Annotated in this window: 9 protein-coding genes; 1 reads left to right on the top strand and 8 read right to left on the bottom strand. The window is 76.4% G+C overall.

Annotated features, from left to right (window positions below):
• From ACFC1T_RS22230 to ACFC1T_RS22195, 8 genes are all read right to left on the bottom strand, one after another.
• A partial coding sequence (locus ACFC1T_RS22230) for a condensation domain-containing protein (RefSeq protein ID WP_375891110.1) occupies positions 1–1,686 on the bottom strand: 1,686 nt, incomplete at its 3' end.
• Positions 1,683–3,467 (bottom strand): non-ribosomal peptide synthetase, encoded by a 1,785-nt coding sequence (locus ACFC1T_RS22225; protein ID WP_375891108.1) that lies wholly within the window; start codon positions 3,465–3,467, stop codon positions 1,683–1,685. The genes ACFC1T_RS22230 and ACFC1T_RS22225, both read right to left, overlap by 4 nt.
• A 161-nt stretch (positions 3,468–3,628) precedes the next feature.
• Positions 3,629–5,416 (bottom strand): non-ribosomal peptide synthetase, encoded by a 1,788-nt coding sequence (locus ACFC1T_RS22220; protein WP_375891106.1) that lies wholly within the window; start codon positions 5,414–5,416, stop codon positions 3,629–3,631.
• Positions 5,417–5,445: 29 nt separating this feature from the next.
• Positions 5,446–6,621: an acyl-CoA dehydrogenase family protein gene (locus ACFC1T_RS22215; RefSeq protein WP_375891104.1), complete on the bottom strand. Its 1,176-nt coding sequence runs from the start codon at positions 6,619–6,621 to the stop codon at positions 5,446–5,448.
• Positions 6,618–9,722, bottom strand: a complete 3,105-nt coding sequence (locus tag ACFC1T_RS22210) for an amino acid adenylation domain-containing protein (protein WP_375891102.1) — start codon at positions 9,720–9,722, stop codon at positions 6,618–6,620. The genes ACFC1T_RS22215 and ACFC1T_RS22210 overlap by 4 nt, the downstream gene beginning before the upstream one ends.
• Positions 9,723–9,973: 251 nt before the next feature.
• Positions 9,974–11,230, bottom strand: coding sequence for a non-ribosomal peptide synthetase (locus tag ACFC1T_RS22205; RefSeq protein WP_375891100.1), 1,257 nt, complete (start codon positions 11,228–11,230; stop codon positions 9,974–9,976).
• 105 nt (positions 11,231–11,335) lie between these two features.
• Entirely contained in the window at positions 11,336–12,673 is a 1,338-nt protein-coding gene (locus ACFC1T_RS22200) for an MFS transporter (protein ID WP_375891098.1), read from the bottom strand.
• Between the two features lie 364 nt (positions 12,674–13,037).
• Positions 13,038–14,168 (bottom strand): PP2C family protein-serine/threonine phosphatase, encoded by a 1,131-nt coding sequence (locus tag ACFC1T_RS22195; protein WP_375891096.1) that lies wholly within the window; start codon positions 14,166–14,168, stop codon positions 13,038–13,040.
• Positions 14,169–15,201: 1,033 nt separating this feature from the next.
• On the opposite strand from ACFC1T_RS22195, the gene ACFC1T_RS22190 reads away from it, so the two are divergent.
• On the top strand, positions 15,202–16,696 hold a 1,495-nt coding region (locus ACFC1T_RS22190), incomplete at its 3' end, for an amino acid adenylation domain-containing protein (RefSeq protein ID WP_375891094.1).

Below are 16,696 nucleotides of genomic sequence, written 5' to 3'. Positions count from 1 at the left end.
GGCCTCGGCCCGGGCGGCGGGAGTGGCGGCAGCGGCGCGGGCCGCGGCGACGGCGGCGCCGGGCAGGCGGCCGCGGTCGACGGCGCCGTCCGCGCCGCGCGGGATGCGGTCCAGCAGGGTGACGGCCAGCGGGAGTTCGGCGGCGGGGACGGCGGCCCGGAGCCGGGCGCGCAGGTCGGTGCCGCTGGGGGCGACCGCGCCGCGGACCACCGCGTAGGCGAGCGGCGGGCCGTCGGCGGTCTCCACCACGGCCGCGTCGGCCACCCCGGGGTGGGCCGCCAGGGCTTCCAGCACCGGGTGCCGGTCGGCGCGGGCCAGCAGTTCGCCGGGGAGTTCGGCGAGCGGGCGGTCCGCGTCCTCGACGACCGCGCGGAGCACGGCGGCGAAGGCCTCGGCCAGTCGGGCGGCGGTGGCGCCGTCCAGGGCCGCGTGGTCGTGCTGGACCAGGCAGCGCGGCCGCGGGCCCTCCTCCAGGACCAGGGTGAGGTCGAACTTGGCGAGTTCCAGGTCGACGTCGACGTGTTCGGCGTCCAGGCCGGGCAGCGTCAGGGCGGTCGCGGGCTGGACCAGGTCGCAGCTGGCCGACAGCAGCGGGGTGCCGTCGGCGCCGCGCGCCGCCGCGCCGAGCCGCTCGACCACCAGGTCGAAGGGCACCTGGTGGTGCTGCTGGGCCTCCAGCAGGGCGCCGCGCACCAGGGCGAGCGCCTCGGCGAAGGAGGCGTCCCCGGCGGGTTCGGCGCGCACCGCGAGGGTGTTGACGCCCAGGCCGACGGTGCGGCGCAGTTCGGGGCGGGCCCGGTGGCCGCTGGCGCAGCCGAGGGTGAGGTCGTCCTGGCCGCCGGCGGTGCGCAGGGTGGCGAAGGCGGCGGTGAGGACGACGGCGAACAGGGTGGCGCCGTGCCGGGCGCCGAGCTGCCGCAGGCCCTCGACGGTGGCGGGGTCGAGGGGCACGGCGTGCAGGCCGGCCCGGCGGTCGCGGGCGCCGGGGGCGACCGGCCGCAGCAGCGGCAGCGGGCGGGCGCCGGCCAGCCGGGCGGCCAGGGCGTCGGCGGCGGCGGTGAGTTCGGTGTCGCGGGCGCGCTCCTGGCGGGCGTACTCGGCGTACGGCATGCCGGGCGCCGGGAGCCGGGGTTCGACGCCGTCGCGGGCGGCGGCGTACAGCTCGGCGAGGTCGGCGGCCAGGACGGGCAGCGAGCCGCCGTCGACGGCGATGTGGTGGATCGTCAGCAGCAGGGTGTGGTCCTCGGGCGCGTGGCGCAGCAGCAGCGCGCGCAGCACCGGCCCGTCGGTGAGGTCGAAGGGGCGGGCGGCCTCCGCGGCCAGCCCGGTGCCGTCGCCGGTGGCGTCCAGGACGGCCAGCGGGACGGGGCCGGCCGCTTCGAGGTGCTGGTAGGGCTGTTCGCCGCGGCGCGGGTAGCGGGTGCGCAGGACGGCGTGCCGCTCGGTGAGTCCGGTGAGCGCGGTGGCGAGGGCGGCCCGGTCGAGCGGTCCGCGCAGCCGGGTGGCGATCGGGACGTTGTAGAGGGCGCCGCCCTGGCCGAGGTGCTCCATCAGCCACATCCGCTGCTGGGCGTGGGAGAGCGGGGCCGGGCCGGCGTCGACGTCGGCGGCGGCCGGGCGCTGCGGGGCGAGGGCGGTGCGGCGGTTGCGGGCGCGCCGCAGCAGGTCGTTCTGGTCGTTGCTCATCGCTGGGGTGCTCCCTGGGTGTCGTCGGCGTCCCGCAGGGCGCGTTCCAGTAGTTCGGCCTGGCCGGCCACGGTGGGGTGGCCGAGGAAGTCGGCGAGGGACAGGTCGATGCCGAACTCGCCGGCGAGGTCGTCGACGACCCACATGGCGAGCAGCGAGTGGCCGCCCTCGGCCAGGAAGTCGGCGGCCGGGTCGGTGATCGGGCGTTCCAGGGCGCGGCTCCAGGCCTCGGCGACGACCCGCTGGATCGGGGTGAGTTCGACCTCGACGCCGGTGCGCTCCGCCGCCGGGTCCGGGGCGGCGGCGAGCGCGCGGCGGTCGATCTTGCCGCTGCCGTTGAGCGGCAGTGCGGGCAGGACGGCCCAGGCGGTGGGGACCAGGTGGGCGGGCAGCAGCTCGGCGAGCCGGGTGCGCAGGGTTTCGGCGCCGGCCCCGGCGCCCTCGGCGAGGACGACGCAGGCGGTGAGCGCGGCGTCGGCCTGTCCGGCGCGGCGGACCACCACGGCCGCCTCGGCGACCTCGGGGAAGCGCAGCAGGGCCTGCTCGACCTCGCCGGGCTCGATCCGGAAGCCCCGGACCTTCACCTGGTCGTCGGTGCGGCCGTGGAACTCCAGGGCGCCGTCGGGGCGTTGGCGCACCAGGTCGCCGCTGCGGTAGGCCCGGCCGCCGCCGGGGAGTTCGCGGAAGCGCTCCTCGGTCAGTTCGGGCCGGTTGAGGTAGCCCTGGGCGAGGCGCCCGCCGCCGATCCACAGTTCGCCGACCGTGCCGGGTTCGACCGGGGCGAGCCGCTCGTCCAGGACGAGGGCGCGGGCGCCGCCGAAGGTGCGTCCGATCGGGACGGGGCCGCCCGCGCAGTCGGCGGGGGTGATCCGGTGGGCGGTGGTGAAGGTGGTGGCCTCGGTGGGCCCGTAGACGTTGTACAGCTCCAGCCAGGGGAAGGCCCGCAGCACGGCCCCGGCGTACTCGGGGGCGAGCGCCTCGCCGCCGACGGCCAGGGTGCGCAGCACGCCGAAGATCCGGGACTCCTTGGCGGCCAGGTGGTGGAAGAGCGCGGTGGTGATGAAGGCGGTGGTGGCGCCGAAGCGCTCGACGTCGCGGACGAGTTCCTCGGCGCTGGGCCGTTCGGCCGGGGAGACGGCGACGGCGGCGCCCTGGGCGAGCGGCGCCCAGAGTTCGAAGGTGGCGGCGTCGAAGGAGGGGGTGGAGTGGAAGAGCACCCGGTCGCGCGGGCCGAGGGCGAGCCCGTCGGGGGCGGTGACCAGGTCGGTGACGGCGCGGTGCGGGACGAGTACGCCCTTGGGGCGGCCGGTGGAGCCGGAGGTGTAGTAGAGCAGGGCGGGCGCGTCCGGTTCGGCGGCGTCGGGCACCGCCGCGCCGGTCTCCTCGGTGCCGCGTTCGGTGAGCACCAGGGTGCGCTCGGCGGGCAGTGCGGCGTCGGCGAGCAGCGCCTTGTCGCCGAGGACGAGGCGGACCTGCGCGTCGGCGGTCATCTCGGCGATGCGCGGGCGCGGGTAGGCCGGGTCGAGCGGGACGACGAGGCCGCCGGCCCGCCAGACGGCGAGCTGGGCGACGGCGAACCTGGCCGAGCGGGCGCACAGCAGGCCGACGGCGCTGCCGGGGCCGATCCCGCGCGCGGCCAGGACGGCGGCCAGGCGGCCGGCGGCGTCGTGGAGTTCGCGGTAGGTGAGGTAGGTGGCGCCGTCGGTCAGGGCGAGCGCGCTCGGGTGCTGCTCGGCCTGGCGGGCGACCAGCGCGGGGAGGGTGGGGAGGACGGGCGTCATGGCTGGGTCCCTTCCGGGCGCCCCGGCGCTGGGGCCGGGGGCGCCGCAGGTCAGATCGGGAGGTGCGACGGGGGCGCGGCGGCGGAGCCGTCCCGCTCCGGGGGCGGAGCCGTCCCGCACGGGGCCGGACTGGGCCCGGGGTGCGGGACGGCTCCGGGTCCTCAGGCGAGGGACGCGCTGGGCATCCGCTCCTCGATGAGCCGTGCGACCGCCCGCAGGTCGGGCTGGCGCAGCAGCAGGGGGGCGCGCAGCCGCACGCCGTACTCCCCCTCCAGGGACTCCAGCAGTCGGGCGGCGGCGAGCGAGTTGCCGCCCGACGCCAGGAAGTTGTCGCCCGGGCCGAGGTCGGCGCGGCCGAGCAGCTCGCGGCAGAGCTTCACCAGGGTGCGCTCGACCGCGGTGTCGCCGTCCTCCCCGGCGGCCGCCGGGGCCTCGGGCTCGGCGGCGAGCGCGGCCAGCAGCGCCGCGCGGTCCACCTTGCCGTTGGGGTCCAGCGGGAAGGTCTCGACCAGCCGTACGGCCGAGGGCACGGCCTGCTCGGGCAGCCAGGGCCGGACGGCCTCCAGCAGGCTCGCCGGTTCGGCGTCGGGCTCGGCCTGGACGAAGGCGAGCAGCCGGACGCCGCCGGTGGCCGCGGTCCCGGCGGCGACCACGGCGCGGCGGACCCGGTCGTCGCGCTCGAAGGCGGCCTCCACCTCGGCGGGTTCGATCCGCACCCCGCTGACCTTGACCTGGTCGTCCAGCCGGCCGTGGAACTCCAGCACGCCGTCGGCTCGCATCACCACCCGGTCGCCGGTGCGGTAGACCCGGTCGGTGCCGTCCACCCCGGGGGGCGCCTGGACGAAGCGGCGGGCGGTCAGCTCGGGGTCGAGGTACCCGGCGGCCAGGCCCCGGCCGCCGATCCGCAGCTCCCCGGCCGTCCCTCTGGGCACCGGGTTGCCCTCCTCGTCGGTGACCAGCACGACGGCGCCGGCGATCGGCAGGCCGATCGGCGGCGCGTCGGCGCCGTGGTCGCCGCCGGGCGCCATGGTGTGCACCGTGGTGGCGACGGTGGCCTCGGCCGGGCCGTACGCGTTGTGGACGGTGGCGGTGACCTCCGCCCCGGGGGCGCGGCGCAACCGGTCGCCGCCGATCATCAGGTGGCGCAGCGCCAGCCCGGCGGGCCAGGGCCGGTCGAGGATCGGCTCGGCCAGCGGGGTGGGCAGCACGGCGGCGGTGATGCCCGCCTCGCCCAGCCAGTCGGTGAGCGCGCCGGAGTCCCAGCGGACGGCCTCGGGGGCGACGACCAGGGCGGCGCCGGAGGTGAGGGTGGCCCACAGCTCCATCACGTGCGGGTCGAAGGCCACCCCGATCAGCAGGCTGTGCCGCTCGCCCGGGCCGAGGCCGGTGAGCTCGCGGTACCAGTGCAGCAGCGCGCCGAGCGCCGGTTCGGTGACGGCGACGGCCTTGGGGGTGCCGGTGGAGCCGGAGGTGAGCACGGCGTAGTGGGTGCCGACCGGCGCGCTCGCCTGCTGACCGGGCATCAGGGCGGCCAGCAGGCCGGGGGTGGGCAGGTCGAGTTCGAGCCGCTCGCCGCCGGGCGGCAGCACGGCGGCGTCGCCGATCAGGCAGGCCGGGCGCAGCTGCTCGGCGACGGCCTGGAGGCGCTTCTCGCCGGGGCGCGGGCCGAGCGGCAGGTGGACGGCGCCGAGCTTGGCTATCGCGAGGGTGACGGCGGCCAGCTCCGCCGAGTGGCCGAGGCAGACGCCGACCAGGTCGCCGGCGCCGACCTTGCCGCGCAGGGACTCCGCCACGGTGTCGGCGAGGCGGTCGAGTTCGGCGTAGCCGAGGGTGCGCCCGCCGTCGATCAGGGCGGGCGCCTGCGGGGTGCGGTGCGCCCAGGTGGTGAACAGGTCGAGGACCGCGCCGTCCTGGTGCGGGCGGCCGTAGCCGATGCTCAGGGATTCCATCATCGTCTCCAAATACGTACGAGAAACCGTCAGTTCAGGCCCATGGAGCGGGCGATGATCACCTTCTGGACCTCGGAGGTCCCTTCGATGATCGTGGTCATCCGGACGTAGCGGTACAGGAATTCCAAGGGGTGGCCACGCACCCACCCGGTGGCGCCGTGGACCTGGAGCGAGCGGTCCACCGCGCGGACGGCGGTCTCGGAGGAGGTGAGCTTGGCGAGCGCCGCGTTCTCGGGCGCCTCGGTGCCCTCGTCGACCAGCCGGGCGCAGGCGAGGGTGAGCAGCTTGGCGCACTCCACCTCGGCGCGGGTGGTCACCAGGTGCTCCTGGATGTGCTGGTACTCGCCGATGACCTTGCCGAAGGCGCGCCGCTCGCGGGCGTACTCGACGCCGATCCGCAGCGCGTGCTCGGCGATGCCGTTGCACATCGCGGCGACCACCAGGCGGCCGCGGGAGAGGCTGTCCATGGCCAGGGCGGTGGCCGCGGCGATGCCCTCCTCGCCGCCGATCACGGCCTCCGGGCCGACGGTGACCCCGTCCAGCAGCAGTTCGAACAGCGGCTCGCCGGACATCCCCTCGTAGCGCTGGCCGATCCGCAGGCCGGGCTGGTCCATCGGCAGCACGAAGGCGGTCGCCCCGGCGGTCGGGACCTTGCCGTCGCCGAGGTCGGTGGCGGCCACCACCAGGGCGATCCCGGCGTGTTCGGCGTTGCTGACGAAGGTCTTGCGCCCGTTCAGCACCCAGCCGTCGCCGGTGCGCACGGCGGTGGTGGTGAGGTGGAAGGCGTCCGAGCCGGCCTGCGGTTCGGTGAGCGCCAGGCAGCGGGTCTGCTCGCCGCGCACCAGCGGGACCAGGTGCCGCTCGATCTGCTCGGGGGTGCCGTGCCGCAGCAGCGGGCTGGGCCCGTCGGAGCCGGCCAGCGCGTAGGGGGCGAGCACGCAGCCGCTGCGCCCGGCGGCGTGGTGCAGCAGCACCACGGCGGTGAACGGCATGTCGGCGCCGCCGAGTTCCTCGGGGTAGTCGCCGGCGTAGAAGCCGAGCGCGGCGGAGCGCTTGCGGACGTAGGACCGCAGGTCGCCCGGGACCTGGTCGGCGGTCTCCGGCAACTCGGCGGCGAGCGGGACGAGTTCGCGGCGGATGAAGCTCTCGAAGGCCTCGACGAGCTCGCGGTGGCCGTCCTCCAGGACGGCGGAGGGGGCGCTCATGCCGCGCCACCGGTCAGGACGCGCGCCTGGTCGGCCAGGACGGCGTGCCGGAACAGGGTGCGCAGCGGCGGGCGGCTGCCCAGGTGCGGCTCCAGGAAGGCGGCGAGCTGGGCGGCGAGCAGCGAGTGGCCGCCGACCTCGAAGAAGTGCGAGTCCGCGCCGAAGCGGTCGTGGCCGAGCACCTCGCGCCAGGCGCTGGCGATCAGCTCCTGGCCGGGGTCGGCGAAGACGCTGGGTGCGCTGTCCTGCTCCCGCTCGGCCGGGGCCTGCTCGGCCAGCCGGGCGAGGGCGGCGCGGTCGGGCTTGCCGCCGGGCAGGGTGGGCATCGCGGCGACGGCCGTCCAGGTGGCGGGGACGAGTCCGCCGGGCAGCCGGCGGGCCAGCGCGTCGTGCAGGGCGGCCTGGTCGGGGCGGTCGGCGCCTTCCAGGAAGCCGACCAGCCGGGGGCCGGTCTGCGGGTCGTGGTGCAGCAGCACCGCGCAGGAGCGGCCGCCGAGTTCGGCGGAGGCGGCGGCCTCGATCTCCTCCAGTTCGATCCGGTGGCCGCGCAGCTTGACCTGGTTGTCGGCGCGGCCGAGGAAGCGCAGGCGCCCCTCGGTGTCGCGGTAGCCGCGGTCGCCGGTGCGGTAGACCCGGGCGCCGTCGAGGCCGGGGACGGTGATGAAGCGGGCCGCGGTGGGCTCCGGCAGGCCGACGTAGCCCTCGGCCAGCAGGCCGCCGCTGACGGCGAGTTCGCCGACGCAGCCGTACGGGAGCGGGCGCAGCGTCTCGTCCAGGACGTGCAGGCGTACGCCGTCGAGTTCGGCGCCGAGCGGGATCTCGCCGTCCTCGGCGACGTCCTCGGCGGTGACCCGGTGGACGGTGGAGGTGACGGTGGCCTCGGTGACGCCGTAGGCGTTGAGCACCGTGGTGGCCTCGGTCAGCCCGGCCAGGGCGCGGGCGGGCAGCCGCTCGCCGCCGAGGACGAGCAGGCGCGGCGTCCAGCGGCCGTCCCGCAGCGCCTCGCGCAGGTCCTCGCGGACCGCGAGCAGGTAGCTGGTGGGCAGGTTGGCGACGGTGACGCCGCGGGCGGCGAGCACGGCGACCAGCTCGGGCCCGGTGGGCACCTCGCGCTGCGGCACGACCAGGGCGGCGCCGACCGCGAGGGCGGGCAGCACCTCCTCCAGCGACACGTCGAAGGAGGGCCGGGCGAACAGCAGCACCCGGTCGGCGGCGGTGAGTTCGTAGCGGGCGGCGACCGCGGCGACGTACCCGGCGAGGGCCTCGCGGCCGACCAGGACGGGCTTGGGCACGCCGGTGGAACCGGAGGTGTGGATGACGTACGCGCCGCCCTCCAGGACGGCGGCGGGCTCGGCCTTCGGGAAGGCGGGGCCGTCCAGCAGCGCCGGGGTGACGCCCTCGGCGGGCAGCGCGAGCGCGCTCTGCCGGGTGGCGAGGACGAGCGCGGGGGCGAGCCGCTCCAGCAGCAGGCCCAGCCGGGCGGCCGGGTCCTCGGTGGACAGCGGCGCGTGGACGGCGCCCAGGCGCAGGCAGGCCAGCAGGGCGACCACGCTGTCGGTGCCGCGCGGCAGGACGGCGGCCACCGGCTGGCCGGGGGTGACTCCGGCGGCGCGCATCCGGTCGGCCAACTCGCCGACCCGGCGGTCCAGTTCGCCGTAGGTGATGCGCTCGGCGCCGGCCAGCAGGGCGAGCGCGGTGGGGTCGTGGGCGGCGGCCGGGTCCAGGCCGACCGGGACGACCGGGGCGGCGGGCTCGGCCGCGGGCTCGGCCGCGGGCTCGGGGGCCAGCGCGGCGAGCACCGTCTCCGGGTCGTCCAGGTAGCGGCGCAGCAGCTCCAACAGGCGCTCGGACAGCAGCACGGCCCTGGCCTCGCCGAACAGCTCGGCGTCGTAGTCCCAGATCAGGGTCATCCCGGCGACGCCGTGCTTCTCGCCGACCACCCGGCGGTCGTCGGGCAGCAGCACCAGGTCGAGGTCGAAGCGGGTGGTGCCGGTGTTGAAGCCCTCGTACAGCGAGACGTCGAGGCCGGGGGCCTGGACGTCGGGCAGCGCGGCGTCGTGGGCGCTGAACATCACGTTGAACAGCGGGTTGTCGGCGCCGCCGGTGTGCAGGCCGAGCCGGCGGGTGAGTTCCTGCACCGGCAGGTCCTGGTAGGGCAGGGCGCGCATCAGGACGTCGGTGACCTCGTCGACGGCCTCGGTGCCGGAGGCGGCCGGGTCGAGCCGCAGGCGCAGCGGCACGGTGTTGACGAACATCCCGACGGTGCCCTCGAAGCCCTCGGGGCGGTTGCCGACGGCGGTGCCGACGGTGACCTCGCGGTGGCCGCTGTGCCGGCGCAGCAGTTCGGCGAACAGGGCGAGCAGGGTGCTGAACGGGGTGTGGCCGTCGGTCCGGCTGCGCTCGCGCAGCCGCTCGGCGAGGTCGGCGCCGATCGACTGGCGCAGCTGCCCGCCGCGGTGGCGGCGCTCGACGCCGGGGTGGGCCAGCCCGGGCAGGGTGACCTCGCGCGGGGCGTCGGCCAGCTCCTTGGTCCAGAAGGCGAGGGCGCGCTCGCGGGCCTGCGGGTCGGCCTCGGTGCGGGCGTGCTGCTCGTACGAGGGGGCGGTGGCCAACTCGTAGGACTCGCCGAGGACGTGGGCGCGGTAGACGGTGAACAGGTCGCGCAGGAAGATCGCGAAGGAGTGGCCGTCGTGGACGAGGTGGTGCTCGACGTGGATCAGCCGGTGGTGGTCGTCGGCGAGCTTGACCAGGTGCCAGCGCAGCAGCGGCGCCCGCTCGGTGTCCAGCGGCTCCTCGGCCTCGGCGGCGAGCAGGGTCCGGAACACGGCCTCCGGGTCGGCCTCGGCGGTGAAGTCGCTGTGCCGCAGCTCCGGCGGGCAGTCCTCGGCGACCCGCTGGCCGGGCAGGCCCTCCGCCCGGGCCACCAACTCCAGGCGCAGGCCGGGGTGCTGGGCCAGCACGGCGGTGAGGCCGGCGTGCAGGGCGTCCCGGTCGAGGGTGCCCCACAGGTCGAGGACGCCGGTGAAGTTGTAGGCGCGGCTGCCGGGCTGCATCTGCTCGTGCAGCCAGACGATCTCCTGCGACGGAGAGAGTGCGAACATGGATGATTCCCTTGTGTGGTGGGCGTGTCGGCACTGCGGTGGCCGGGCGCGGGCGTGGGGTGGTCCCGACGCGGCCGGTGGGGGCGGGCCGCACCGGGGTGAGGGTGCGGCCCGGGGTCCTTGGAGCGGATGTGGTCCTTGGGGAGGATGGGGTCTGAGGGGCCGTGGCGTCCAGGGGTGGCGGCTGGAGGTGACGGTGAGGGGTGGCGGCCGGAGGAGGGTGGCCGGGCGTGGGTGGCCGGAGGTGGCGGTCAGAGGTGGCGGCCCAGCACGGCCAGCAGGTCGGCGAAGGCGGCCTCCGCGTCGGCGGCCGGGAAGCGCTCGTCGTCCCAGGCCAGGCGGACCGTCAGCTCGTCACCGTGGGAGGCGGAGACGGCCGTCGGCGCGGCGAGCGGGCGCCCGCCGAGGTGGACCTCGCGGCCGGGGACGCCGCCGAGTACCAGCGGCGGGCGGCGCTGGAGGTCCTCGAAGGTGAGCATCGCGTCCAGCCCGCCGGACCACGGCGAACCGGCGACCCGGGCGGCCCGGACCACCTCGTCGAAGGGCGTTCCGGCGTGGTCGAGGTCGTCCCACCAGTCGTCGCAGAGCGCTTCCAGGTCGGTGGCGGGCCGGGTGGGCACGGCGTGCACCAGGGTGTTGAGGAAACAGCCGAGCGCGGCGGGCGCGCCGGGCGGGCGGCCGCCCCACGGGTAGCCGAGCGCGAGCGGGCCGTCCGCGCGGTGCAGCCGCCGGGCGGCGGCGCCGACGGCGTCCAGCAGGGCGGGGAAGATCGCGCCGCGGGCGCTCGCCGGGACGGCGGGCAGCCGCTCGACCAGCATGCCGGTGGTCCGCGCGGCGCCGCCGCCCGCCCCGCTCAGACCGCCGAGCCGGCGCCCCCAGTGGGCCTGGGCGGCGGGACCGGCGGCGGACTCCTCGGCGGCCAGCTGGAGTTCGACGGCCTCCCGGAAGTCGGCGACGGCCTGCGGGCCGGGGCCGGGCGCGGGCGGCTCGTCCCGCCGGTAGGCCTCGGCGAGTTCGCCGACCAGCACCCCGAGCGACTGCTCGTCGCAGGCCGCGTGGTCCAGCGCGAGGGCGAGCAGGTCCTCGCCGCCGTCCGGCTCCCGGGCCACCAGCAGGCGCAGCGCGGGCCCGTCGAGCGGCCAGTCCAGCAGCGCGGCGCGCAGCGCCCGGTGGGTGCCGGCACCGGGGTCCACGTCGATCCGGGCGACCTCGACGGAGGGGCCGCCGGTGCGCAGCACGGGGGTGCCGCGCACGGTCACGAAGGCGCCGCACAGCGCCGGGTGGGCGGCCGCGACGGCGGTGGCGGCGCGGCCCAGCCGGTCCAGGTCGAGGGCGTCGGCGGGGTAGGCGAAGAACAGCGGGGCGACGTCGGAGCGGGTCTGCGGGGCGAGTCGGCGGGTGATCAGGAACCGCCGCTGGGCGCCGGTCAGCGGGAGCAGTTCCACCGGGGAGTCGGCGGCAGCGGCGCGGTACCGGGCGAGGTAGGCGGCGGTGATGCTGGCGTGCACGGAACGGTCTCCGGTTTCCGGTGTCGGCTCGGACGGTTCGGTCGGCTCGGACGGTTCGGTTCGTCGGTCAGGGGTTCAGGGGGTCAGGGGGTCAGGGGCGGATGGTCAGGGGGCGGCGGTGGGGCTCACGGCGGGCTGTCGGACGTCGTCCTCACCGTCCTCGGCCTCGGCCTCGACCCCGGGTCCGGATCCGGCCGGCCCGGTGGGCAGGTCGCGCATCCGCCGCAGCGGCGACAGCAGCAGCGGCACCGGCACCAGCAGGAAGCCCACCGCGCACAGCCACAGCGCGGCGCGCGGTCCGGCCCAGTCGGCGACGGCCCCGCCGGCGAGGGCGCCGATCGGCAGGGTGCCCCAGACCAGGAAGCGCATGGTGGCGTTCATCCGCCCGAGCAGTTCGGGCGGGCAGACGCTCTGCCGGAAGCTCACCTGGGCGACGTTGTACGCGACCGCGCCGAACAGCACCACGCCGGAGCCGACACCGAACAGCACGGCGCCGGGACCGCCGCCGGACAGCGGCCACAGCAGCGCGAACGGCGCGGTCACCACGGTGGCCAGCCAGATCAGCCGGGCCTGCCCGACCCAGCGGGACAGCTGCCCCGCGCACAGCGCGCCCGCCAGCCCGCCGACGGCCGAGGCCGACAGCAGGGCGCCGATGGCCCCGGGCGACAGGTCGAGCACCCGTACCCAGAAGACGGTCTGAACGGCCATCAGCACGGCGGCGAACAGGTTGGACACGGCGGTGGCGGTGGCGATCGCCCGCAGCAGCGGGTGGCCGAGCACGAAGCGCACGCCCTCGGCCACCTCGGCCCGCAGCGAACGACCGGGCTCCGGCTCCGGCAGCTCCTCCTCGACCCGGATCCGGGCGAGCAGCAGCGCCGAGGCGAGGTAGCCGCAGGCGTCGGCGACGATGGCGAGCGGTGCGCCGAGCAGCTGGACCAGTCCGCCGCCCAGGCCCGGCCCGGCGATCTGCGCCGAGGAGCGGACGGTCTCCAGGGCGCCGTTCCCGGCGACCAGTTGCTCGCGCGGCAGGACGGCGGGCAGGAGGGACTGGTGGGCCACGTCGAAGAAGACCGTGGCCACCCCGGTGACCAGCGCGACCAGGTAGAGCTGGGGCATGGTGAGCACCCCGAAGGCCGCCGCCGGCGGGATCGAGCCGACCGCGAGGCAGCGCACCACGTCGGCGCGGATCAGCACCGGGAGCTTGCGCATCCGGTCCAGCCAGGCGCCGGCCGGCAGGCCGACCAGCAGGAAGGCCGCGGTCTCGGCGGCGGTGAGCAGGCCGACCTCGAAGGGGGTGGCGTCGAGCACCACCACGGCCACCAAGGGCAGCGCGACCAGGGTGACCTGACTGCCCGTCTGGGCCGCCGCCGCTCCGGTCAGCAGGAGCCGGAAGTCGCGGTGGCCGAACAGACGGGCCTGACGGGAGTGAGGCTTCTCGTTCATCGATGCGACTCTCGGTCACGCATTCGACACGGGGCAAGCAACAGGTCCCTTTCCGGACGATCCCCGGCTCGGCCGGATCCCGCCACCACGGCGACCGGCCCCGACGCCCCCCTTACGAGCCCTTATGCCCCGGCGCCGCGACGGCGCGCACCCGGCCCGGCCTGCCCGCCAAGGCCTGCACCGCTCTCCGGGCCGACGCGGACGGCCCCCGACCAGCGCGTCCATTTCCTCGTCCGATATCCGGACACCCGCTTTCCGGCCACCGGCCAACACCCCTCAAGTTGGCCGGAATCCGTGGAGTAGGCAGCTTCCGTAACCTCACCGTGATACCGGCGTAACCGTTCGGAGCCGTGCCCGGCCGCCGTCATCCGGCCGGATCCACCGCGTCCGCCGCGTCCGCCGGGTCCGTCGGCCGGCGCCGGGTGACCGCCAGCACCGCCATGTCGTCGTCCCGCGGTCCGCCCGTCCACCGGGCCACGTCCGCCACCAGCGCCGCCACCGCCTGCTCCGCCCCCGCGAAGGGCCCGAGCGGCGCCAGCCCGCGCACCGGGTCGTAGAACTCCCCCGCCGCGTCCCGCGCCTCGGTGACCCCGTCGGTCACCAGCAGCAGCGTGCTCCCCGGCGGGAAGGGCCTGGTCTCCGCCTCCGGGCCGTCCGCCCCCAGTGCGCCCATCCCGAGCGGCAGCCCCGGGTCGGCCGCGTCCCACCGGCTCACCCCCGCCCCGCCGCCGCCGAGCAGGTACGGCCCGGGGTGGCCGCAGTCCACGGTCCGGGCGACCGCCTCCCCCGGCGGGAACTCCACCAGCAGCGCGGTGATGAACCCCTCCAGTCGCAGTTCCTCGCCCAGCCCGGCACTCTCCCGGGCCAGCGTGCGCTCCAGGGCCGCCGCGAGCCCGGCGAGGTCCGGCTCCCGGTGCGCGAGCTCCCGGAACGCCCCCAGCAGCACCGACACCGCCCCCACCGCGTGCAGCCCCTTGCCCCGCACGTCCGCGATCACCACCCGCACCCCGTACGGAGTGGCCTGCAGCGCGTACGCGTCCCCGCCGATCAGCGCCTCGTCCTGGGCCGCCCGGTAGCAGGCCGCGACCTCCAGCCCCGCCACCCGCCCCGGCGGCTCCGGCAGCACCGCCCGCTGCGCGGCCTCCGCCACCGACCGCACCCGCTCCAGCCGGCGCCCGTGCCGGGCCACCACCCGGTTCACCCCGATCCCCAGCAGCGCGGCGAAGGCGGTGTTGACCAGCTCCAGGTAGCCGTTCCCGGTCCCGATCGAGCCGTCCCGCACGGACAGCACCAGGATCCCGACCACGTTCGCCAGCGCCACCGCGACGACGTCCCGCAGCGGCAGCAGCGCCCCGGCCAGCACGGCCGCCGCCGCCAGCATCGGGTCGCCCCAGTAGTCGGCCGGGTCCAGCGCGTCCCACACCAGCCCGCCGACGATCAGCAACCACGGCGCCAGCCGCACGTACGGCGGCCACTGCACGGACCTCGGGGCCATCGGCTACCTGGCTTCCGTCTCGCCTGCACCCTTGCGCTCGTCCGGCGAGCGGGAGGCTCCTCCGATCGTAGGCACGGAGGGCGGCGGGGCGCGCGAGCTGACGGGAACAGTCCACCGGTCCCGGCCGACGACGGCCCACCGACCGGGGCCGGGCACCGAAAGCAAGATCCTCGGGCCCCGCCACCGGCGGATCGAAGCTGACGAAGTGTCACCATCGAAGATTTTCAGCCACACCTGCCCGAACCTTCCACCCCGGGACAGGGCGGCTCCGCACCGCCGGGAAACCGCCGCGACCCGCTCACCGAGTCTCCACCCGACGTACACCAACGCATGAACGCTGAGGTCAGTCCGATGGCCACTTCCCCGGCCAGGGCCCGGCTCCGGCGGCCCGGCGCCCCCGGCCGGCCGCGACCGACGGCCCTCCGTCACTCCCCGCCACCGAACCGCCACCAACCGATGCCCCCGAGGGTGGCACCCGGTGCCCAGCTGGACCGAAGCATTCCGGCCAGAACCCAGGAGGGCCTTGTCCGGCGCGACGAATGATCCTTACGTTGTTGACGCGACACGATCATCTTTTGGTTCACGGGGGGACAGGAACAGTGGGTACAACTCGAACGACGCTCACGCCCGAGGCAGTTCACACCTCGGCCGACTGTCGCCTCCCGCGCCCCGTGTGACGCCCTAGCCCCCCCGAGCCCCTGGCGCCCGGCCCTCCGCACGGACGCCCCGGTCGGCGGTCTCCACCCGGGCCCCGGAGGGTCCGGCCCGGTCACGGGCCCACGCCCTCGGCGCACCCGACGTGCGCGACGCACTCCGCGTGCCCTGCATCCCGTTCGCTCCCTGCCGTGCGGCGCCCCGCGCGCCCGCTCGAGCGACCACCGTCGAGAATCCCTGTGCCGTGCCCCACGCACGCGGTCCGGGCGGTCCCCCTGGGGCCGTCCGCCCGTGGGCTGCCGTCGCGCGCCCGGGCCGACTCCCATCATCCGGACCTTCATGCCCACTGCCCTGGGCATGCCCTTCGTGAGGACTTGACATGGAAGCGTGGCTGAGAGAGCGGAACGACACGGCGGCTCCTCTCCCGGAGGGGAGCCTTCCGCAGGTCTTCGAGAAGCAGGTGGCCGAGACCCCCGACGCCGTCGCGATCGAGGCCGCCGACGGCGAGCTCCTCAGCTACGCGGAGCTGAACACCAGGGCGGACGTGCTCGCTCGGCGTCTGGCCGGGGACGGGATACGGCCCGGGGACCGGGTCGCCGTCCTGATGGAACGCTCGGCCGAGCTGGTCGTGGCCCTGCTCGCGGTGGCCAAGACCGGCGCCGCCTACGTGCCGCTCGACCTCCGCTCGCCCGAGTCCCGGCTGCGCTCGATCCTGCACCGGTTGGACTGCGCACTGCTCCTGGTCGACGGCACGACGGAGCGGCACGCCCTGGCCTCCGAGCGGCGAACCCTGCTGGTCGGCGCAGGCACCGCGCACAACACCCCGGACGGCACTGCCCTGGACACGCCCGACCTCGTGGGCACCGGAGCCGCCGAGGCCGACACGCTCCCCGGCCCCGACAGCGTGTTCTACGTGATGCACACCTCCGGTTCCACCGGCGAGCCGAAGGGCGTCCAGGTCACCCACCGCAACGTGGTGGCGCTCGCCGCCGACCGGATCTGGCGCGGCGGCGCCCACGAGCGGGTGCTGTTCCACTCCCCGCACGCCTTCGACGCCTCCACCTACGAGCTCTGGGTACCGCTGCTTTCCGGCGGCCGGGTCGTGGTCGCACCCGAGGCGGTCAACGCCGTGCTGCTGCGCCGACTGGTCGGCGGCGGCCGGGTCACCGGGCTCTGGCTGACGGCGGGGCTGTTCGGCGCGCTCGCCGCCGGTGACCCGGGCTGCCTCGACGGAGCCCGCGAGGTGTGGGTCGGCGGCGACGTGGTCTCCCCGCTCGCGGTGTCCCAGGTGGTCGCCGCCTGCCCCGGTATCTCGCTCGTCAACGGCTACGGCCCGACCGAGACCACGACCTTCGCGACCCGCTACCGGATCCACCCGGGGCCGGCGCTGGCCGACGACGTCCCGATCGGCAGCCCGATGGACAACACCCGCGTCTACGTCCTCGACGAGGACGGCGCGCCGGTGGCACCCGGCGTCACGGGCCAGTTGTACATCGGCGGCGAGGGCGTCGCCCTGGGGTACGCCGGGAGGCCGGATCTCACGGAGGAACGCTTCCTCACCGACCCCTTCGGCGCTCCCGGCGACCGGATGTACGCCACCGGTGACCTCGCCCACTGGGGCGAGGACGGGAACCTGCGCTACCTGGGCCGCGCGGACCGCCAGGTGAAGATCAACGGCTTCCGGATCGAGCCCGGGGAGATCGAGGCCGCCGTCACCGCGCACCCGGGGATCGCCCAGGCCGTCGTCGCGGTCGAGAAGCTCGACGACGGCAGCGGCCGCGTCCTCGCCTACGCCGTCGCCTCCGGCGCCGTCCCCGACCGCGAGTCGGTCCGCCGGGGCGGTCCGCGAGGTGCTGGCGGCCGAGCCCGAGGTG

The sequence above is a fragment of the Kitasatospora sp. NPDC056076 genome (assembly GCF_042266305.1).
Lineage (GTDB): Bacteria > Actinomycetota > Actinomycetes > Streptomycetales > Streptomycetaceae > Kitasatospora.
This window is presented reverse-complemented; position numbering and strand designations above follow the sequence as displayed.